At 65.2% G+C, this 19360-nt stretch carries 23 protein-coding genes; 19 read left to right on the forward strand and 4 right to left on the reverse strand.

Features of this window, described 5'->3' with window-relative positions:
* Positions 1 to 5 precede the first annotated feature (5 nt).
* The 5 genes from ACIPY3_RS03765 to ACIPY3_RS03785 all read left to right on the forward strand — a co-directional run bounded on the left by ACIPY3_RS03765 (position 6) and on the right by ACIPY3_RS03785 (position 5421).
* Entirely contained in the window at positions 6 to 857 is an 852-nt protein-coding gene (locus tag ACIPY3_RS03765) for an ABC transporter ATP-binding protein (RefSeq protein ID WP_400330245.1), read from the forward strand.
* Positions 839 to 2410 (forward strand): transporter, encoded by a 1572-nt coding sequence (locus ACIPY3_RS03770; protein WP_400330248.1) that lies wholly within the window; start codon positions 839 to 841, stop codon positions 2408 to 2410. Before ACIPY3_RS03765 ends, ACIPY3_RS03770 begins: the two co-directional genes overlap by 19 nt.
* A gap of 82 nt (positions 2411 to 2492) precedes the next feature.
* The gene (gene nagB / locus ACIPY3_RS03775; RefSeq protein ID WP_397322429.1) at positions 2493 to 3275 is read left to right on the forward strand and encodes a glucosamine-6-phosphate deaminase; all 783 of its coding nucleotides are present in this window, start codon (positions 2493 to 2495) and stop codon (positions 3273 to 3275) included.
* Positions 3276 to 3283: 8 nt separating this feature from the next.
* Complete coding sequence (locus tag ACIPY3_RS03780) at positions 3284 to 3622, forward strand: DUF3039 domain-containing protein (protein WP_387435896.1); 339 nt, start codon at positions 3284 to 3286, stop codon at positions 3620 to 3622.
* Positions 3623 to 3648: 26 nt separating this feature from the next.
* Positions 3649 to 5421: a DEAD/DEAH box helicase gene (locus ACIPY3_RS03785; RefSeq protein WP_397322431.1), complete on the forward strand. Its 1773-nt coding sequence runs from the start codon at positions 3649 to 3651 to the stop codon at positions 5419 to 5421.
* Between the two features lie 74 nt (positions 5422 to 5495).
* On the opposite strand, the gene ACIPY3_RS03790 is transcribed toward ACIPY3_RS03785, so the two are convergent.
* Both ACIPY3_RS03790 and ACIPY3_RS03795 read right to left on the reverse strand, forming a co-directional pair.
* The gene (locus ACIPY3_RS03790) at positions 5496 to 6122 is read right to left on the reverse strand and encodes an isochorismatase family protein (protein ID WP_400330252.1); all 627 of its coding nucleotides are present in this window, start codon (positions 6120 to 6122) and stop codon (positions 5496 to 5498) included.
* Positions 6122 to 7450 carry a nicotinate phosphoribosyltransferase gene (locus tag ACIPY3_RS03795; RefSeq protein WP_400330254.1) on the reverse strand — a complete coding sequence of 443 codons (1329 nt, stop codon included), beginning with the start codon at positions 7448 to 7450 and terminating at the stop codon, positions 6122 to 6124. The genes ACIPY3_RS03790 and ACIPY3_RS03795 overlap by 1 nt, the downstream gene beginning before the upstream one ends.
* A gap of 37 nt (positions 7451 to 7487) precedes the next feature.
* On the opposite strand from ACIPY3_RS03795, the gene clpS reads away from it, so the two are divergent.
* The 6 genes from clpS (at position 7488) to rdgB (ending at position 11761) form a co-directional block, all read left to right on the forward strand.
* A complete protein-coding gene (gene clpS / locus ACIPY3_RS03800) occupies positions 7488 to 7850 on the forward strand; it encodes an ATP-dependent Clp protease adapter ClpS (RefSeq protein ID WP_400330257.1) in 363 nt (120 codons plus the stop codon).
* Entirely contained in the window at positions 7843 to 8412 is a 570-nt protein-coding gene (locus ACIPY3_RS03805) for a DUF2017 domain-containing protein (protein WP_400330259.1), read from the forward strand. The genes clpS and ACIPY3_RS03805 overlap by 8 nt, the downstream gene beginning before the upstream one ends.
* 103 nt (positions 8413 to 8515) lie before the next feature.
* On the forward strand, positions 8516 to 9511 hold the full coding sequence (gene murI, locus ACIPY3_RS03810; protein WP_400330262.1) for a glutamate racemase: 996 nt from the start codon (positions 8516 to 8518) through the stop codon (positions 9509 to 9511).
* Positions 9508 to 10305 (forward strand): MBL fold metallo-hydrolase, encoded by a 798-nt coding sequence (locus tag ACIPY3_RS03815; protein ID WP_400330265.1) that lies wholly within the window; start codon positions 9508 to 9510, stop codon positions 10303 to 10305. Before murI ends, ACIPY3_RS03815 begins: the two co-directional genes overlap by 4 nt.
* A gap of 41 nt (positions 10306 to 10346) precedes the next feature.
* A complete protein-coding gene (gene rph, locus ACIPY3_RS03820) occupies positions 10347 to 11105 on the forward strand; it encodes a ribonuclease PH (RefSeq protein WP_400330267.1) in 759 nt (252 codons plus the stop codon).
* A complete protein-coding gene (gene rdgB, locus ACIPY3_RS03825) occupies positions 11102 to 11761 on the forward strand; it encodes an RdgB/HAM1 family non-canonical purine NTP pyrophosphatase (protein ID WP_400330270.1) in 660 nt (219 codons plus the stop codon). Before rph ends, rdgB begins: the two co-directional genes overlap by 4 nt.
* 78 nt (positions 11762 to 11839) lie before the next feature.
* Here rdgB and ACIPY3_RS03830 read toward each other — a convergent pair whose 3' ends face one another.
* Positions 11840 to 12604, reverse strand: a complete 765-nt coding sequence (locus tag ACIPY3_RS03830) for a DedA family protein (RefSeq protein ID WP_400330623.1) — start codon at positions 12602 to 12604, stop codon at positions 11840 to 11842.
* Positions 12605 to 12733: 129 nt separating this feature from the next.
* Between ACIPY3_RS03830 and ACIPY3_RS03835 the strand changes: the two genes are divergently transcribed.
* The 5 genes from ACIPY3_RS03835 (at position 12734) to ACIPY3_RS03855 (ending at position 16491) form a co-directional block, all read left to right on the forward strand.
* Positions 12734 to 13135: a GntR family transcriptional regulator gene (locus ACIPY3_RS03835; protein ID WP_400330272.1), complete on the forward strand. Its 402-nt coding sequence runs from the start codon at positions 12734 to 12736 to the stop codon at positions 13133 to 13135.
* Positions 13132 to 14070, forward strand: coding sequence for an ABC transporter ATP-binding protein (locus ACIPY3_RS03840; protein ID WP_400330275.1), 939 nt, complete (start codon positions 13132 to 13134; stop codon positions 14068 to 14070). The genes ACIPY3_RS03835 and ACIPY3_RS03840 overlap by 4 nt, the downstream gene beginning before the upstream one ends.
* Positions 14067 to 14753 (forward strand): hypothetical protein, encoded by a 687-nt coding sequence (locus ACIPY3_RS03845; RefSeq protein WP_400269015.1) that lies wholly within the window; start codon positions 14067 to 14069, stop codon positions 14751 to 14753. Before ACIPY3_RS03840 ends, ACIPY3_RS03845 begins: the two co-directional genes overlap by 4 nt.
* A gap of 112 nt (positions 14754 to 14865) precedes the next feature.
* Complete coding sequence (locus ACIPY3_RS03850; protein WP_400330277.1) at positions 14866 to 15885, forward strand: exonuclease domain-containing protein; 1020 nt, start codon at positions 14866 to 14868, stop codon at positions 15883 to 15885.
* A gap of 66 nt (positions 15886 to 15951) precedes the next feature.
* Entirely contained in the window at positions 15952 to 16491 is a 540-nt protein-coding gene (locus tag ACIPY3_RS03855) for a DUF4395 domain-containing protein (protein ID WP_400330280.1), read from the forward strand.
* On the opposite strand, the gene ACIPY3_RS03860 is transcribed toward ACIPY3_RS03855, so the two are convergent.
* Entirely contained in the window at positions 16481 to 17536 is a 1056-nt protein-coding gene (locus ACIPY3_RS03860; RefSeq protein WP_400330283.1) for an ADP-ribosylglycohydrolase family protein, read from the reverse strand. The two genes, ACIPY3_RS03855 and ACIPY3_RS03860, sit on opposite strands and share 11 nt — an antisense overlap.
* 80 nt (positions 17537 to 17616) lie before the next feature.
* Between ACIPY3_RS03860 and ACIPY3_RS03865 the strand changes: the two genes are divergently transcribed.
* The 3 genes from ACIPY3_RS03865 to ACIPY3_RS03875 all read left to right on the forward strand — a co-directional run bounded on the left by ACIPY3_RS03865 (position 17617) and on the right by ACIPY3_RS03875 (position 19360).
* Entirely contained in the window at positions 17617 to 17973 is a 357-nt protein-coding gene (locus ACIPY3_RS03865) for a YidH family protein (protein WP_400330286.1), read from the forward strand.
* Between the two features lie 25 nt (positions 17974 to 17998).
* Complete coding sequence (locus tag ACIPY3_RS03870) at positions 17999 to 18343, forward strand: DUF202 domain-containing protein (protein WP_397322448.1); 345 nt, start codon at positions 17999 to 18001, stop codon at positions 18341 to 18343.
* A gap of 111 nt (positions 18344 to 18454) precedes the next feature.
* Entirely contained in the window at positions 18455 to 19360 is a 906-nt protein-coding gene (locus ACIPY3_RS03875; RefSeq protein ID WP_400330626.1) for an MIP/aquaporin family protein, read from the forward strand.

A 19360-nucleotide genomic window follows, 5' to 3' on the forward strand; every position in this document is an offset into this window, starting at 1 on the left:
TTGCCATGACGGAACCAGACCATCAGGCCAACCCCCAGTCATCCCACCTGCCCCAGGTGCCTGTTCCGCCGGCACAACCACCGGAACCAGCGAACGGCCAGGCCATCCCGGCTTTGGCCATCCGGGGACTTGCCAAGCGTTTTGGCGAGAAAATCGCCGTCGACGGCGTGAGCCTGGATGTGCCGGCCGGTTCGTTCTACGGAATGGTTGGCCCGAACGGCGCCGGCAAGACCACCACGCTGTCCATGGCAACAGGTTTGCTGAGGCCGGACTTCGGAACCGCCACCGTGCACGGCGTGGACGTGTGGGCCCGTCCCCTCGAAGCAAAGAAACTGATGGGCGTGCTGCCCGATGGCGTGCGCTTGTTCGACAGGCTTACCGGAGAGCAACTGGTCACGTATGCCGGACTGCTCCGTGGGATGGACCGCGACGTGGTCCTGTCCCGGGTCTCGGAGTTGCTGGCGGCTTTCGACCTCCAGGCTGACGCGGGCTCGTTGGTAGTCGACTACTCAGCCGGCATGACCAAGAAGATTGCCCTGGCATCAGCGCTGATCCACGCGCCGCGCCTCCTGGTGCTGGACGAGCCGTTCGAGTCTGTGGATCCTGTTTCCGCGGCAAATATCCGGGGGATCCTCGAGGGCTACGTTTCTTCCGGGGGAACGGTGATTGTCTCCAGCCATGTCATGGACCTGGTACAACGCATGTGCAGCCACGTGGCCGTGGTGGCGGGCGGACGCGTCCTGGCTGCCGGTTCCGTGGATGAGGTCCGGGCAGGCTCCACGCTCGAAGAGCGCTTTGTGCAGTTGGTGGGCGGCGGCCACCGGACAGAGGGGCTCGAATGGTTGCGCACCTTCTAAGGCTCAAGTGGCGCCTGCTCCTCAATGGCTTCAAACGCAGTCCGTGGCAGTTGGTGGGCATCGGCCTGGGGCTGCTTTATGCACTCGGCATGCTCACCATGCTGGTGGGCGGGTTGGTGGCGCTCCGCTGGGCCGACCCCGCAATCGCCCACACGGTGGTGGTGCTGGGCGGGGCGGCAACCATCATCGGATGGGGGGTCATACCCCTGGTTGCCTCGGCGGGGGACATGACGCTCGATCCTGCGCGGTTCACGACGTTCGCGATCCCGCCCCGGCAACTGTTGGCCGGCCTGGCACTGGCCGGCTTCATTGGGATTCCGGGATTGGCAACCTTGCTGGCCGCCTTGGGAACGGTTGGGACGTGGTGGCGGAGTGTTCCCACGGCGACCGGTGCCTTGGTGGGGGCAGTCCTTGGTGCCATGACCTGTGTGGTGTTGTCCAAGGTTGTGACCACCGCGACGGCGGGCCTGGCTTCCTCGCGTCGATTCAAGGACGTCAGCAGCATCGTGGTGTTTGTCCCCTTGGTACTCCTGGGGCCGATCATGGTGGGCATCGTTGACGGCATCCGGGGCAGCGCCGACTATCTTCCGGTACTGGCCCGGACAGTTTCCTGGACCCCTCTTGGAGCTGCGTGGTCGCTCGGCGGCGAACTGGACGCGGGCAATCCGGGCGCTGCCGGCCTCAAGGCCCTCATCGCCGTGGCCACGATCGGCGTCCTCCTGTGGTGCTGGCACGTCCTGTTGCAGCGCGCCCTGGTGACGCCCGCGTACTCGGGCGGTCCAACCCGGAAGGGCGGCAAGCTGGGCTTGTTCGGTGTGCTGCCCGGAACTCCGGCCGGAGCCGTTGCCGCCAGGGCATTGATCTACTGGCTGAAGGATCCCCGGTACGCGGGCTCCTTGGTGATCATTCCGCTCATGCCGGTGATCCTCTTCTTCGCCGGCAACCAAAACGGCGGCCAGGGGTTGCTGATGATCCTTGGCCCACTGACCGCGTTCATGATGGCTTGGTCGATCTCGGCTGACGTCTCCTATGACAACACAGCCTTCGCCCTCCATCTCGCCTCCGGTGTCCGCGGCGTGGATGATCGCTTGGGCCGCGCGATGGCTTGCCTGGCGATTTCCTTGCCGGTGGTGTTGGTGTTCACTGCCGGCCCACTCTTCATCACGGGGGACTGGGCGTGGCTGCCGAACCTGCTGGGCCTCTCGCTGGGAACATTGTTCACGGGGCTGGGTCTGTCCTCCGTCATTTCCGCCCGCTACAACATTGCCGTTCCGTTGCCTGGGGACAGCCCGTTTAAGAAACCGCCAGGAAACGTTGCCCAGACGCTCGCTGTCCAGGCCGTGGGCATGGGACTCCTGGCGCTCCTGCTCCTGCCCGAGCTGGCCCTGGTGGTTGTGCAAATGGTCAGCGGCGGACCTGAGGCAGGCTGGATCAACCTCGCGGTGGGTCCATTGCTCGGTGTCGTGCTCCTGGTGGTGGGTGTTCGCCTGGGCGGAAAGTGGCTGGACGCCCGTGGCCCCGAGCTGTTCGCCCAGCTGAGCGTGAATAAATAACGACGTAACACCCACCCCCGGTTGTGGGACATGGGATATCCTCGACTCAAACAAGCACCATCATCGTAGAAAGGCCGTGACAATGGAAGTTGTCATCCTCCCGGGCACCAAGCAGATCGGCGCCCTGGCTGCCGACGCCATCGAGGCACTCGTCCGGCGCAAACCGAATGCCGTGCTCGGATTGGCTACCGGCTCCTCGCCGCTGCCCATCTACGATGAACTGGCGCGTCGTTACGAGGCAGGTGGCCTGGATTTCAGTGAAGCGCACGGTTTTGCGCTTGACGAATACGTAGGGCTGGAAGCCGGCCACCCGGAGTCGTACCGTGAGGTGATCCGGCGGGAATTCACCAACAGGGTCAACATCAAGCCGGAGAATGTCCATGGTCCTGATGGGGCGGCTCAAGACCTCGAAGCCGCATGCCAGGCCTACGAGGACGCCATCAGGGGCGTCGGCGGCGTGGACCTCCAAATCCTGGGAGTGGGCACCGACGGGCACATCGGCTTCAATGAGCCCGGATCATCGCTGGCTTCGCGCACGCGCATCAAGACGTTGATCGAGCAGACGCGCAAGGACAACGCCAGGTTCTTCGACAGCATCGACGACGTTCCCCACCACGTGGTGACGCAGGGCCTGGGCACCATCATGGACGCCAAGCACGTGATCCTGGTGGCCACAGGTGCGCAGAAGGCCCAGGCGGTCCGGGATTTCGTGGAAGGACCCGTGGCCGCCATCTGTGCGGCATCGGTGCTCCAGATGCACCCGCATGCCACCATCCTGGTGGACGAAGCGGCCGCTTCCTCACTGAAGTTGGCCGACTATTACCGCCACACGTACGACAACAAGCCGGAGTGGCAAGGCCTCTAGACGGTAGGATGGATGCCATGACTACGCTTCCTCCGGATCCATTCGAAAACGACCCCATGCGCGAGCTTTCCGGAGCCGGAACGTCCACGGCCACCATTGAGCGCGAGGAAACGCGCCAGGAAGTGGAGCCCGGCGACCGCGAGCGGTTTGCGCACTATGTCCGCAAGGAAAAGATCATGGAATCGGCAATGACCGGCGAGCCCGTCATTGCTTTGTGCGGAAAAGTCTGGACCCCGGGAAGGGATCCGCAGAAGTTCCCGGTTTGCCCGGAATGCAAGGAGATCTACGATGGCCTCCGTCCGGGGAACGACGGCGGGAACGGCGACGGCCCGGGCAACTCCAAGTAGTGAGTGGGAAGACTGCACAGGCCCACATGACGGAAACACTTTTTGGTGGCCCCTCCCTGCCTCCGGCGTACCCGGAACGGGCGGCCTGGGGAACTGCTCCCAAGCTCCGTGCCTGGCAGCAGGAGGCCCTTGACCTCTACATGAGCCGTGGTCCGAAGGACTTCCTGGCGGTAGCCACCCCGGGAGCTGGAAAGACCACTTTTGCCCTCCGGATCGCCACCACCCTCCTGGACAGCGGCGTGGTCAACAGGGTCACCATCGTTGCGCCCACGGACCACTTGAAGCGCCAGTGGGCGGACGCCGCGGCGCGCGTGGGCATCGCGATCGACCCCAACTTCAAGAACTCCGACGGACAGCACGGCCGCGGCTTCGTCGGCGTCGCGGTGACGTATGCCCAGGTAGCGAGCAAGCCGATGCTGCACCGCGCCAAGACGGAAGCGGCCCGGACCTTGGTGATCCTCGATGAGATCCACCACGGTGGCGAGGCACTGTCCTGGGGTGATGGCCTTCGCGAGGCTTTCGACCCGGCAGCGCGCCGCCTGTCACTCACGGGTACCCCGTTCCGCTCGGACACCTCGCCGATTCCGTTCGTCGAGTACGCCGAGGACCGGGACGGCATCCGACGCTCCAAGGCCGACTACACGTACGGCTACGGCAACGCGCTCCGCGACCACGTGGTGCGGCCGGTGCTGTTCATGGCCTATTCGGGCCAGATGCGCTGGCGAACCAGCGCAGGCGATGAGATGGCGGCTTCCCTGGGGGAAGCCGCAGTCACGAAGGACATCACGTCCCAGGCATGGCGGACGGCGCTCAATCCGGCCGGCGAATGGATTCCGGCGGTCCTGGCGGCCGCGGACAAGCGCCTGAGCGAAGTGCGGCGCACCGTTCCGGATGCCGGCGCGCTGGTTATCGCAACCGACCACGAGGACGCCCGGGCCTACGCCGGCCAGCTGAAGAAGATCACCGGGGAATCGCCCACGGTGATCCTCTCGGACGACTCGAAGGCTTCCAGCAAGATCGAGGAATTCTCGGCCGGGGACAAGCGCTGGATGGTGGCTGTCCGCATGGTGTCCGAAGGCGTGGACGTCCCCCGGCTCTCTGTGGGTGTGTACGCAACATCGACGTCCACTCCGTTGTTCTTCGCCCAGGCCGTGGGGCGCTTTGTGCGTGCCCGCAAAAGGGGAGAGACGGCGTCGGTCTTCCTGCCGTCGGTTCCACCGCTCATGGGCCTGGCAAACACCATGGAAGCCGAACGCGACCACGCCCTGGACCGCCCCGAGAAGGACGACGACGGGCTGTTCAGCCCCGAAGAGAACCTCATGGCCGAGGCGAACCGCGAGGACAAAGCCTCGGACGAGCTCACCAAAGGCAAGTTCGAGGCCTTGGATTCCCAGGCTTCCTTTGACCGCGTCCTGTTCGACGGCGGCGAGTTCGGCACGGGAGCCGACATCGGTTCCGATGACGAGCTCGACTTCCTGGGTATTCCGGGGTTGCTGGACGCCGAACAGGTGGGAACGCTGCTGCGGCAACGGCAGCATGAACAGCAGTCCCGCAAGAAGCGCCAGGCTCCCGCAGCGGAGTCGGCTCCGGCCATTCCGGACCACCGCATGCTGATGGACCTGCGCAACGAGCTGGCCAAGAATGTCTCGGCCTGGTCTGCGCGGACGGGGACACCACACGGAGTGGTGCATACCAAGCTCCGTGAAGTGTGTGGCGGCCCGGCCGTGGCGCAGGCCAACGAAGAGCAGCTCCAGGCGCGCTTGCGCAAGCTGCAGGATTGGTTCATCGGCCGCAAGTGACCGGTGGCAAACGAAGGGCGCCGCATCAGCGGCGCCCTTCGTCGTCAGTCGGGTTGTCCTGCAGCCCGGATGTACTAGCCGCGTTCCACTTCGACGCCGGCCGATTCCATGTCATCGAAGGCCTCATCGAGGTCGTCCGATATGCCCGCCGTCAATTCGGCGATCACCGTGGTGGCATAGCCTGCCTGCACTGCGTCAAGGGCGGTTGCCTTGACGCAGTAGTCGGTGGCGAGGCCCACCACCACTACTTCTTCGACGTCGTGGCTTTGCAGCCAGTCGTCGAGGCCGATCGCGTCCTCGTCGAGGACTTCCGTCACCGTGGCGCCTGCCTTCAGGTCGCCGGAAGGAACGTCGTCCTCCGGTGCCAGCACGCCTTCGAACCCGGAATAGGCGGCCGTGTATTGTCCCTTCCGGAAGTATGCCTCGATGTATTCGGGGTCCAGGTCCTGGTGCAGTTCGGCGCCCTTGGTCCGTGCCCTGCAGTGCGGCGGCCACGAGTCCACCATGTCCGGCTCGTCCGAGAAGTGGCTGCCCGGTTCGATGTGCCAGTCCTGCGTCGCCACCACGTGGTCGAAATGCTGCTGGTTGGCGTCGAGGTACTCGCTGATGGCGCCGGCCACGGCTGCCCCACCGTCGACGGCGAGTTTTCCGCCTTCGCAGAAGTCGTTCTGGACGTCGACGATGATCAGGGCCTTGGCCATCAGTTCTCCTCGTAGATGGTAGGGATCGCTGCTTCGCCGCGTTGCAGGCGGTTCACGACGGCGGGCAGCTCGGCCATGCTGGCGGCGTGGCGTTCCTTGGCGCGGATGACGCCTTCCGGGCCGGTCCAGCCGGGCAGGAGTTCGCCGTTCTTGATGAATTGCTGGAGGAGGGAGCGGTCGTTCCCGTCGTCCTCGGGCCGGTGGCCGATTCCCACTACCTCGTGGGTGGCCCTGCCGCGTTCGTTGAGCTTGCGCAGGGCGTATTTGCGTCCGCCCACGCTGGCCTTGTTCTTGGCCGCCTTGGCCACCGAGATGAACTCACCGGAATCGTTGGTCCGGCTCACCAGCTTGTAGACCATGCTGGCAGTAGGCGCGCCGGAACCGGTGACCAGCGAGGTGCCCACCCCATAGGAATCCACCGGGGCCGACTGCAGGGCGGCGATGGCGAACTCGTCGAGGTCCGAGGTCACCACGATCCGGGTGTCCACATTGCCGAGGTCATCGAGCAGTTGGCGTACCCACTGCGCCTGGGCGATGAGGTCGCCGGAGTCCAGGCGGACCGCGCCGAGCTTGTTGCCGGCGAGCTCGACGGCGGTGCGCACCGCGGTTTCGACGTCGTAGGTATCCACCAGCAGCGAGGTCTCGGGCCCGAACGCGGCAATCTGTGCCTCGAAGGCCTCACGTTCAGTGTCGTGGAGGAGGGTGAAGGAATGGGCAGCCGTGCCCACCGTCTTGATGCCGTAGCGGCGGCCGGCCTCAAGGTTGGAGGTGCTGGCAAAGCCGGCGATGACGGCGGCGCGGGCGGCCGCCGTCGCCGATTCCTCCTGGGTGCGCCGGGAGCCCATCTCGATGCACGGGCGGTTCCCGGCCGCGGACGTCATCCTCGAGGCGGCGGAGGCAATGGCGCTGTCGTGGTTCAGGACGGACAGGATGTACGTCTCAAGGATGCAGGCCTCGGCGAAGGTGGACTCGACAATGAGGATGGGGGAGTTGGGGAAGTAGGCATCGCCTTCGGCATAACCCCAGATGTCGCCGTTGAACTTGTAGTTGGCGAGGTAGTCAAGGGTTTCCTGGTTGACCACCTTGTTCCGCGCCAGGTAGTCCAGCTCGGCTTCGCCGAACGTGAAGTCGGCGATTCCCTCCAGCAAGCGGCCCGTACCGCCCACCACGCCGTAGCGGCGCCCATCCGGCAACCTCCGGGCGAAGGCCTCGAACACGGAGCGGCGGTGCGCGGCGCCCGAATGCAGGGCGGCCTGCAGCATGGTCAGTTCATAGTGGTCTGTATACAAGGAAGTTGCGGGGTGATCCCAAGACGTGGCTCTACTCACGAATTCACTCTAGTGCGAGCCGCCCTAGAATGGACAGATGACCCCTAGCGTTGCGTTTGGCACGGACATCGATGAACGGACGGAAGCTGCAGAGCTGACCTCCACCGATGTCCTGACCGCCCCGGACATCCCCTGGAACCTTGTGATCTGGAACGATCCCGTCAACCTGATGAGCTACGTCAGCTATGTGTTCCAGAGCTATTTTGGCTACTCCGAGTCCAAAGCGCACAAGCTGATGTTGGAGGTCCACCGGAAGGGCCGGTCCATCGTGGCGCACGGAAGCAAGGAGCAGGTGGAGCAGCACGCCGTGGCCATGCACGGTTTTGGGCTCTGGGCAACGGTGGAAAAGGCCGCGAGCGGCAACCAGACTCCCGGAAAGGGCGGCCGCCAGAGTGGCTAAGGCATTCAAGTACGGACTCAAGGGAATCAGCGGCTACCTGGAACCGGCGGAGCGGGACCTGCTGCGGGGGCTGCTGGCCGACGTCATCTCCATGCTTGATTCCGCTGCCCGGGAGGACGAGGACCCGCTGGCGGCGATGATCGGCCTGGACATGGACGTGAAGCAGCCCACGGACCGCGCGCTTCTGCGGTTGCTGCCCAACGTCATGAAGGACGACGACGCCGGCTCGCTGGAGTTCCGGCAGCTCACCGAACGCTCTGTCCGGGAAAGCAAAATCGGCGCCTTGCGTGCAACGGCCATGGGGCTGGACAAGGACGAGCTGGTCCTCACGTCCGAGGACGCCAACCGCTGGGCGATGGCCCTGAACGACGTTCGGCTGGTCCTTTCGGAACGCCTGGACATCCGCGACGAAGCCGATGCCGACCATATCCACAGCATGCAGGACTGGAGCCAGGCGGAGGACGTGGAAAGCTATCTCGCGCTGGTGTACAACTTCACCACGTGGCTGCAGGAGTCCCTGGTGCAGTCCATCATGGCGGCCCGGCAGGCGGCAAAATCCTGATCCGGCCGTCCGCCGTTGCCCCGCACCGTGTGACAAATCAGACACGATGGGGGAGACGCAGCTAATGGCCGCAACCCAAGGGAAGCCTTATTCTCGAATAATCATGACAACAGCCACGGCCAACTCAACAGGCGTCTCCAATGAGCTCATGGGCGCGCGTCCGATTGGGGTCTTCGATTCCGGCGTGGGGGGCCTCACTGTTGCCCGGTCCATCATCGACCAACTCCCCAACGAGTCCATCCTCTACGTGGGTGACACTGCCAACGGCCCCTACGGACCCCTCCCGATCGCCGAAGTGCGGGCCAACGCGCTGGGCGTCATGGACGAATTGGTTGATTCGGGCGTCAAGCTCCTCACCATTGCGTGCAACTCGGCCTCAGCGGCCGTGTTGCGGGACGCCCGCGAACGCTATACTGCCCGGTACGGCATTCCCGTGATCGAAGTGATCCAGCCTGCCGTCCGCCGCGCTGTGTCCGCCACAAGGTCCGGCCGCATCGGCGTCATTGGAACCTCGGCAACGGTCGGATCGCGTGCCTACGAGGACACGTTTGCCGCAGCTCCGGACCTCGCCATCACGTCCGTGGCCTGCCCCGCCTTCGTGAACTTCGTCGAAGCCGGCATTACCACCGGGCCGGACCTCCTGGCCGCGGCCAATGACTACCTGGAACCGCTCAAGCATGCGGGTGTGGACACCGTGGTGCTGGGCTGCACGCACTACCCGCTGCTCACCGGGGTGATCTCCTTCGTCATGGGCGAGGACGTCACGCTGGTGTCCAGTGCCGAGGAAACTGCCAAGGACGTTTACCGCGCCCTGGCCAACGGGGGCATCCAGCGCACGGATACGTCGGCCCCCAGCCACGAGTTCATCGCCACCGGCGACGCCGCACAGTTTGAAACCCTCGCCCGCCGCTTCCTGGGGCCGGAAGTCCTGTCCGTGAAGCACGTGGACCACGTTTCGGCACAGTATCCCACCGGCAGCCTCGCCCGGATCACCCCGGAGATGCTGGCGGCCGCCCGTGCCGGTGGAGGCCTTTCCCGCCGTTCCTATTTCGTCCAGCCGGAGGCCGGCACGCGGTCAGATGCGGAGCGTGGCCTGTGAAGCTGACCATCGTGGGCTGTACTGGCTCTTTTCCCGGTCCCGGCTCCCCGGCGTCGTGCTATCTGGTGACCGCGCACGATGGTGAGCGCGAGTGGAAGATCGTGATGGACCTCGGCAGCGGCGCCCTCGGGGCCATCCAGCGCTATACGGACCTTGAAGACATCGACGCGATCTTCCTCACGCACCTGCACCCGGACCATTGCATGGACCTGTGCGGCCTCCACGTTGCTGTCCGCTGGAAGCCCGGCGGGTGGGGCCGCGACCGGCTCCCGGTGTGGGGTCCCGCGGCAACGGCGGACAGGATGGCCACCGCCTACGGGCTGGACCTGGATCCGGGCATGCACGAGGAATTCGACTTCACCAACTGGGCGGAGCAGAAGCCCGTCACCGTGGGTCCGTTCACGGTGACCCCGTATGGCGTCAACCACCCTGTTGAAGAGGCCTACGCCTTGCGCGTCACGGCCACGGAGCCCGGCAAAGACGGCACACCCGTGACCCGCGTCCTGACCTACTCCGGTGACACGGACTCGTGCCAAGGACTCGAAGACGCCGCCGAGGGTGCCGACCTGTTCCTGTGTGAAGCAGCTTTCGAGGAAGGCCGCGACGACGCCATCAAGGACGTCCACCTGACCGGCAAGCGCGCGGGCGAGGCGGCCACCAATGCGGGAGCCAAACGGCTGCTCCTGACGCACATCCCGGTATGGACCTCCCAGACCAAGGTGATGTCCGAGGCGAAGCCCGTCTTCGCCGGCGACGTGGCCGTGGCGGTCGCCGGAGTCCACTACACGATTTAGCCCGGGGACGGACAAGCGGTGTTCCTCGATAAGCTGGGGGCATGACTTCAGAAGCAACCGCAACACCCGTGATCCGCGCCGACGGCCGCACCCCCGATCAACTGAGGCCCATCAGCATCACCCGCGGCTGGTCCAAGCAGGCCGAAGGGTCGGCCCTCATCGAGTTCGGCAACACCCGGGTCCTGTGCACCGCTTCCCTGACCGAGGGCGTTCCCCGCTGGCTCAAAGGCGAAGGCCGAGGCTGGGTCACAGCTGAGTACGCCATGCTGCCCCGCGCCACCAACACCCGCTCCGACCGCGAATCCGTCAAGGGCAAGATCGGCGGACGCACGCATGAGATTTCCCGACTGATCGGCCGTTCGCTGCGTTCCATCATTGACACCAAAGCACTCGGCGAGAACACGATCGTCCTGGACTGCGACGTGCTGCAGGCCGACGGCGGTACGCGCACCGCTGCCATCACCGGAGCCTACGTGGCGCTCGCCGAGGCGATCCGCTTCGCCCGGGAGAACAAGCTGATTTCCCGTAACGCGGAGCCGCTGGTGGATACCATCGCCGCGGTTTCCGTTGGCATCATTGACGGCGTTCCCATGCTGGACCTGCCGTACGTCGAGGACGTGCGGGCGGAGACGGACATGAACGTGGTGGTGACGGGTTCGGGCAAGTTCGTGGAGGTCCAGGGCACGGCCGAAGGCGCTCCCTTCGACCGCGACGAACTCAACGCGCTGCTGGATTTGGCGCTCCTCGGCACGGGCCAATTGGCAGCCATCCAGCGCGAGACACTGGCGGAGGCTCCGTGAGCGGCGGCGCTGCCGGCGTAACACCGCGACTGGTTCTCGCTACGCATAACAAAGGCAAGTTGAAGGAGCTTCGGGAACTGCTCCGCGGCCAGGTTCCAGGGCTCGACGTCGACACCCAGGTGGTGGACGCTGCTGCGGCGGGTGCCCCGGATGTTGCGGAGACCGGAGTGACGTTCGCCGAGAACTCGCTCCTGAAGGCACGCGCCGTTGCGGAGGCAACCGGGCTGATTGCGATTGCAGATGATTCCGGACTGGCCGTGGACGTCCTTGGTGGCGCTCCCGGCATCTTTTCCGCCCGGTGGTCCGGACGGCACGGCGATGACGAGGCGAACCTGCAGTTGTTGCTGGCGCAGCTTTCCGATGTTCCGGATGCCTCGCGCGGAGCTGCCTTCGTGTGTGCTGCTGCCTTGGCCATTCCCGGCGACGGCGGCATTGCACGGGAAACGGTGGAGTACGGCGAGCTTGAAGGAACCCTGTTGCGCGAGCCGCGCGGTGAAGGCGGCTTCGGGTACGACCCCATCCTGCAGCCCAAGGGCATGGACCGCAGCTGCGCCGAGCTCAGCTTCGAGGAAAAGAACGCGATCAGCCACCGCGGCCAGGCCTTCCGAGCCTTGCTCCCGGCAGTCGTCGCGGCTCTCTCCGAGGCCACTGCCTAGGGCCGGACAAGCAGACAAGGAAAAGGCGCCCCACGTGATCACGCGGGGCGCCTTTTCCTTGCCTGGACAAGCGGGAACTCAGTGTTCGCCGTGCTTTTCCGTTTCATGTTCGTCGATGAATTCTTCCACCGGGTCCGTGCCCTGGGCGGCTGCTTTCCGCTTGGCTGCCATGCCGCGGAGCACCTCGATGCCCACCGGGACCACGGAGATCAGGACGATCACAATGAAGATGATGTCCAGGTTGTCGCGGACCCACGGAACGCGGTCGCCCAGGAGGTAGCCCAGGAGCGTCACGCCGCCACCCCAGAGGACGGCCCCAATGACGTTGAAGAGGAAGAACTTCCGCTTGTCCATCTGCGCCACGCCGACAATCACGGGGACAAACGTGCGGATGATGGGAACGAAGCGGGCCAGGATCAGGGCCTTGCCTCCGTGCTTCTCGAAGAAAGCGTGGGCACTTTCAACGTTTTCCTTCTTGAAGAGCTTGGAATCGGGCCTGTTGAAGATGGCCGGGCCGGCCTTCGAGCCGATGAGATAGCCCGTCTGGTTGCCGATGATGGCCGCAATGATGATGAGTCCTGCGAGGCCCCAGACGTTGAACTTGATGGTGTCCGTGGCCACGAGGAGTCCGGCCGTGAAAAGCATGGAGTCGCCCGGGAGGAAGAAGCCCACCAACAGGCCTGTTTCGGCAAAGACGATGCCGCAGACCAGCAGGACCACCCACGGCGCCAAGGCGGGGTCGGCGAGGAAGATCTGGGGGTTCAGCCAGTCAGGCAGGAACGAGGCCATGGGCGGCCGCACCGGTCCCGCGCCCCCAAAGGTGGATACGGCAAAGTCGCTCATCGCAGAAAGGATCACCCGTTAAGCCTACTGGACCGCCGCCGTCGGAAATCCTGGGAAAAACCTTGACGCGGCGTTGATTGCTTGTATGGTTAGTTACATGAGTAATGAACCAGTGAGGCGGTGGTGCTCATGATCGACGACAGCAAGCCGATCTTCATGCAGATCGCCGAGCTCATCGAGAACGGCATCGTGGACGGCAGCATGCCTGAGGAGTCACAGGTGCCTTCCACCAACGAGTTCGCCGCTTTCCACCGGATCAACCCGGCTACCGCGGCCAAAGGGGTAAATGTCCTGGTGGATTCCGGGATTCTCTACAAACGCAGGGGGATAGGCATGTTTGTTGCCACCGGAGCGCGCGCCCACGTGGTGGCCCGCCGCACCGAGGAATTTTTTGAGCAGTTCGTCAGGCCGCTGACGGCGGAGGCCCGAAAGCTGGGTATCTCCGCGCAGCAGCTCAACAGCATGATCGAACGCGGCGTGGACCTCGCTCCTGACGCCGGAACCGACAAGGAAAGGAGCGCGGCCCTGTGAACGAGATCGTCGTCGAGGCCCGTAACCTGAACAAGCGCTACAAAGACCTCAACGCCCTGGACAACGTGGACCTGAAACTGACGTCCAATCGCATCTACGGCCTGCTGGGCCGCAATGGCGCCGGCAAGACCACCCTGATGTCCATCCTGACTGCCCAGGCTTTCGCCACCTCCGGAGAAGCCCTGGTGTTCGGTGCCAGTGCCTACGAGAACGATGCCGTCCTTTCCCGGCTCTGCTTCATCCGGGAGTCGCAGAAGTACCCTGACGACTTCCAGCCGCGGCATGCCTTCCGCTCGGCGGCGCTGTTCTACAAGAACTGGGACCAGGACTTTGCCGACCGCCTGGCCGAGGACTTCCAACTGCCCGTCAAGCGGCGCATCAAGAAGCTGTCCCGTGGCCAGTTGTCCGCCGTAGGGGTCATCATCGGCCTTGCCTCGCGCGCGGAACTGACGTTCTTCGACGAACCCTACCTGGGGCTCGACGCCGTGGCGCGGCAACTCTTCTACGACCGCCTCGTGGAGGACTACGCGGAGTATCCGCGCACCATCATCCTGTCCTCCCACCTGATCGATGAGGTGGCCAATCTTCTGGAACACGTCGTGGTGATCGACCGTGGCCGGATCATCATGGACGCTGACGCCGAGGACATCCGCGGCTCGGCGGTCACCGTGTCGGGTTCCGCGGACAAGGTTGATTCCTTCCTTGCCGGACGCCGGATCCTCCACCGCGAGACCCTCGGTTCCCTGGCCTCGGTCACGGTGGACGAAGCATTGGATGCACGCGAACGGGCAGAAGCCCAGGAGTTCGGGCTGGAACTGGCGCCGGTCTCGCTGCAGCAACTGGTGGTCCGGAAGACCATGGCCGGCGCAGGCCTATCCGGCGCCGTGCCCAGCACCACAGATTTCGCCGATGGCAGCATGGAGGCAACACGATGAGCCGGGCAATTGCAGTGGCCAGGATGCAACTGATCAACAAATGGACGTTCATTGGGTGGCCACTGACCATCCTCGGCGCCTCGTTCCTGATGTCCCTGGCGATCTTCGCCCTGATTCCGGTCAATGAAGGCAAGTACGGCGGCGGCAGCCAGGCGCCCCTGTGGTACTTTCTGGTCCTGGGGATCCAGAGCCTCACCCTGGTGTTTCCTTTCTCCCAGGGCCTGAGCATCAGCCGGCGGGCGTTCTACCTCGGCTCCCTGGGCCTGTTCTCGCTGATCGCCCTCGGCATGACCGTCCTCTACCTGGTGGGCGGGATCATCGAGAAGGCCACCAACGGCTGGGGCGTCTACGGCTTCTTCTTCTCCATTCCGTGGGTCACCGACGGGCCATGGTATTCAACGGCTGCGTTCTTCTTCGTGGTGATGATGTTCATGTTCATCATCGGTTTCTGGTTCGCCACGATCTTCAAGCGCTGGGGAACCACGGGAGTGCTGGTGTCCACCCTCGGTTCGGTGGTGGTCCTGATCGGCATCGCCGCGCTCTCCACCCTCCTTGAATGGTGGGGCAGCATCGGCGGGTGGTTCGCGCAACAGACTCCACTGAGCCTCAGTGGCTGGGCTGCCCTCCTGTGCGTAGTGCTCGCCGCGGGTTCATACTCCACGCTCCGGCACGCCACCCCCTGACGCTCGGCTGGCGGCGTCCGCCATGTAGCGTTCGCCACATTGGTGGCCGAAAGGGCCGCCCCCGCCGGGTCACACGGCAAGGGGCGGCTCTTTCCGCCTGTACCCTTGACCAGTGGCATTGGACTTTACGGCGATCGACTTTGAAACGGCCAACGGCTTCAGGGGGTCGCCCTGCTCGGTGGGACTGAGCAAAGTCCGCAACGGTGTGGTGGTGGAAGAGGCCTCCTGGCTCATGCGCCCCCCGGAAAACCACGACCATTTCGAATTCCACAACACCCGCATCCACGGCATCCGTGCCGAAGACGTTGCCGGCAAGCCGCGGTTCGGTGAGCTGTTCCCCGAAATCGGCGCGTTCATTGGGAATGATGTCCTCGCTGCCCACAACGCCGCCTTCGATTTGGGCGTCATCCGTTCGGGGCTGGAAGTCTCGGGCCTGCCCGGCCCGGCCTACGAGTACGTGTGTACCGTCATGTTGTCCCGCCGCTGCTACTCGCTGGTGTCCAACTCGCTGCCCTACGCTGCGGAAGAGGCCGGAGTGCCGCTGGTCAACCACCACGACGCCACGGAGGACGCCCGCGCCTGTGCCGGAATCCTGATCGATATTGCCCGGCGCAACAATGCCAACAGCATTGCCGAGCTGTACTTGTCGCTGGGGCTTGCCGTGCCCAGGCAGCCGGCTTTCGATCCCGCCCAGAGCCTGTCCAAGGCCACCGTGGCCGCGCTTGCGGCAAAGGTGGCGGCGCCTGGAACCATGAGCCCCGCGGAACAAACACTGGGTGGGGCGGTTGTCCGGGGCTGGTCTGCATGGCCGGAGGAGGGCCCCAACCCGCTGCCCAATCCCAGCGCCGAGCCGGGACATCCGCTGTTCGGCCAGACCGTGGTGTTCACCGGAGACCTTGCCATGACCAGGCCCGAGGCCAAGTCACGGGCCGCGGACATGGGTGCCCGTCCCGAAAGCCGGGTGACCGCCCGCACCACGGTCCTGGTGGTGGGAGACGGATTCGACGCCGGCGACCTGCGGGCAGGGCGCCTGACCGGCAAGGCCAAACGGGTGCTGGAACTGCATGCCAAGGGCCAGCAGATCGAAGTGGTGTCCGAAGGCGAATTCCTCCAGATGGTGGGCGGCCGCTAGCTCCCCGGGGGTCATAGTGCGCAACAATGCTTCCGGCTGCGCCAAGCCCGCTCCTAGCCTTGGGGCATGACCAAGGAACAGTCCACGGGCATCGACTGGCGGTCCGTCTTCGCTTTCCCGAACCCCGTCAACGAGTACGCGGCCAGGATAACTGCCGGGCTGGTGGTGGTGCTCGCCGTGGTGACCTTGCTCACCGGCTCGGGCCTGGGACTGGTGGCTTTGGCCATCGGCTTTTGGCTTCGCGTGCTCTTCGGCCCGAGGATTTCCCCTTTCGCCCTCCTGTCCGTCAAGGTCCTGGCCCCGCGCATAGGCCATGCCAAGCTCGTGGCGGGTCCACCCAAGCGTTTCGCCCAAGGGATGGGCGCCGCCTTGACGAGTGCCGCCGTCGTGCTTTTCTTCGTTGGCCTTCCCCTGGGAGCCTGGATCGTGCTTGGCTTGCTGATCGTGGCTGCGTCGCTGGAATCGTTCGCTGGGTTCTGCCTGGGATGCGTAATTTTCGGTTTCCTGCAGAACCGCGGGCTGATCCCCGAAGACGTGTGCGAGGCGTGCAACAACATCAGCCTCCGCCAGCCGCAGGGCAACGGTAGCCGCAGCGTCAGCCGGTAGTCACTGCCAGGAGGCGGTTGGCCATGCCACGGATGACCTCTGGTGCTTCCAGCGCTTCCATCCAGTCTGCCGGGAGGCACTCCTCGCCATAGAGGGCGCCAAGGATGTTCCCCGCGATGGACCCCGTGGAGTCGCTGTCGCCGCTGTGGTTGATGGCCACGGCGATGGCCGCGCTGAAATGCTCCGCCGGCGTGCTGCCCGAGGTCGAGAGTACCGAGTAAAGCCCGACGGCGAGGGCTTCTTCGGCGACCCAGCCCTCACCCAGCGCCGTGGTCAACTCTTCGGGACCGAGGGTGGTGCCTTCGGCGGACAGCCGCAGTGCTTCGGTGATCCGCCCGCCCAACTCGGGGGCCGTCGCCGGGAGGGCGTCGATGTACTCCAACGCCGCCGTGGTGGCCGTGCGCACACTGCTGCCGGCCACGATGTGGTGGATCAGGAGGCTGAACGCGGCAGCCCCCAACCGGGCTGCAGGGTGCCCGTGCGTCAGGGAGGCGGCGTCCATGCTGAGCTTGGCCACGGCCTCGGGAGAGATGTGCGGGATCAAGCCGAAGGGGGCTGAACGCATCACCGTGCCACAGCCCTTGGAATCGGCGTTGACCGGCCTGGCTGCCGTTCCCATTTCCCCGGAAGCGAGGCCACTCAGGCAGGCGTTGCCGGGTGCCCGGCGGTGCTTCAGGACTTCCTGTCCATCGATCCACCGGGGTTGGGGGACCGGCGCGGCCGGGGAAGCCGCAACGTCCTGGGTGGCCAGCCAGCGCAGGTACGCCAGCCAGAGGCACGCGATCTCGTCGGCGGCCACGCCGTCGTTGGCCCATTCGAGCGCTTCCACCAGGCCATCCACGGTGTAGAGGGTCATTTGGGTGTCGTCCGAAAAGTGGCTGCCGCCGTCGAGCTGGTTAAAAGAGGTGAGGCCCGCATCGCCGAACCTGGCGCGTATGGCGCGTATGGCGTCGAACTCCACGGCGTATCCGAGGGAATCGCCCAAAGCGCCTCCCAACAAGGTGGCGTGGACGCGGGATTCGAAGGAGGGGGCTTCAACACTCATGCCAGTAACTTACCGTGCCCGCCAAGCGCCGCTGATATGGTGGGGAAGCTGTGCAGGCCTAGGGAAGCTGGAGAAAGAACGTGCGTGAACCCGCTTGGCGACGGACCGGCAAAACGCCTGACTACAGATTCTCCCTTGCCAACGAGCGCACGTTCCTTGCCTGGATCAGGACCTCCCTGGCCCTGCTCGCCGGCGCCGTGGCGATCGACCAGCTTGCCCCGAACATTGCCCCGCAGCCCGTCCGCCTGGTCCTCTGCGTGGTGTTGTCCGTCATCGGTGCCGGGCTCGCCATCCTTTCCTACCGCCGCTGGGGCCAGATGGAAGCGGCCATGCGCAACGACCAGGCGCTGCCGTTCTCACGCGTGATGCTCTTCATGACGATCGTGGTTGCCGTGGCCGCCTTCGCCTTTGCCGTCTTGATCCTGGTTGCCCGGTGATTGCTGCTGCTCCCAGGGTGAAGTGGTGAGCCTGGAAACCCGCGATCCCGGCCTGCAGCCGGAACGTACCACCCTGGCGTGGCGCCGAACGCTGATTTCGCTGGTGGTGGTGGACCTGTTCATCTGGCGCCGGTGGTTGTCCGCGGCGCCGGGTCCGCATGTTCCTGGAGTCCCGGGGCTTGATTACGAGGGTATTTGTGCGCTGATGGCCGCCGCTGCGACCATCGTCTGGGGGTGTGCGGTGTGGATCCGCTCACGGGAGTTGCACGCCGGCAACACCGCCCCGCCCGCGTGGTTGATGCTGCTCAGCACCGCCGCCGTGGTGGGACTCGGCGCTTCGGCCATCGCGGCCATCGCCTTGGGCGGGTAGGCTCAAAACGGCGCCATGGCCCGGACCACCCAGCCGGGATCCAGCATCTCCCCAGACTTCATTGGCAAGATACTCAAGGTTTTTGCCCCCAACCGTAAGGAATCCTTCGCCATGTCCTCCTCCGTCCCGGCCCCCGCAGAGCATTCACCCGGATTGATTGCCCGGCTGGGTGCCGAAGCCCTGGGAAGCCTGTTCCTGGTGCTCGTGGCGGCCGGCGTAAAGATCTTCCTGAACCCGCAGTCCGGGCCCATGCCGGCCAGCTTGGCTACGGGCCTCGCGGTCGCAGCCGCGATGATCGCCTTCGGTTATGTTTCGGGCGGGCATTTCAACCCCGCCATCACGTTGGGAAACCTCATCGCCGGACGCATCCGCGCCGTCGCGGCCCTTGCCTATGTGGTGGCCCAGGTGGTGGGAGCCGTGATCGGTGCCGCACTGGTCTACTTCGTGGTGTTGGCTACCCCCGTCCTGTCCGATCCCCGGGCGGCCCTTGGAACGGTTGCGGCAGGCTTCGGCGAGCACTCCGCTGCTCAGACCCAGTTGGCGGGCGTGCTGCTGGTGGAGGTCATCGGTTCGGCTCTCCTGGTGGGCGTTTTCCTGGGCGCCACCGCAGGACGCCGGGCGGTTCCGGCGCTTGCCCCGTTCGCCGTGGGCCTCGCCACTGCCGTGCTGCTGCAGTTCGGCGAGGTTGTAGGCAACCTCCCGTTCAACCCGGCCCGCGCCACCGGCCAGGCGTTCTTCAGCCCCTCCTGGGCCCTTGAGGGCCTGTGGCTCTTCTGGGTGGCCCCGCTGCTCGGTGCCGCGCTTGCAGGCTTCGTCTTCCGTGGCTTCAGTGACGCCGCCGCAACCAAGCCGGCCGTGGATGAGGCACCGGAGGCGGAAGACGGTGACGATGACCTGGGCGTCGAGGAACCTGCAACTCCCGTGGCTGCGCCCTCTGACGTTCCGGCCAAGCCGGCGGGCGCGTCGCAGTCCACGGACGACGCCCGCGATTTCTTCGACGGCAGGAAAGGCCAGTAA

It is taken from the genome of Paenarthrobacter sp. NPDC089714, from assembly GCF_044748905.1.
GTDB lineage: Bacteria > Actinomycetota > Actinomycetes > Actinomycetales > Micrococcaceae > Arthrobacter.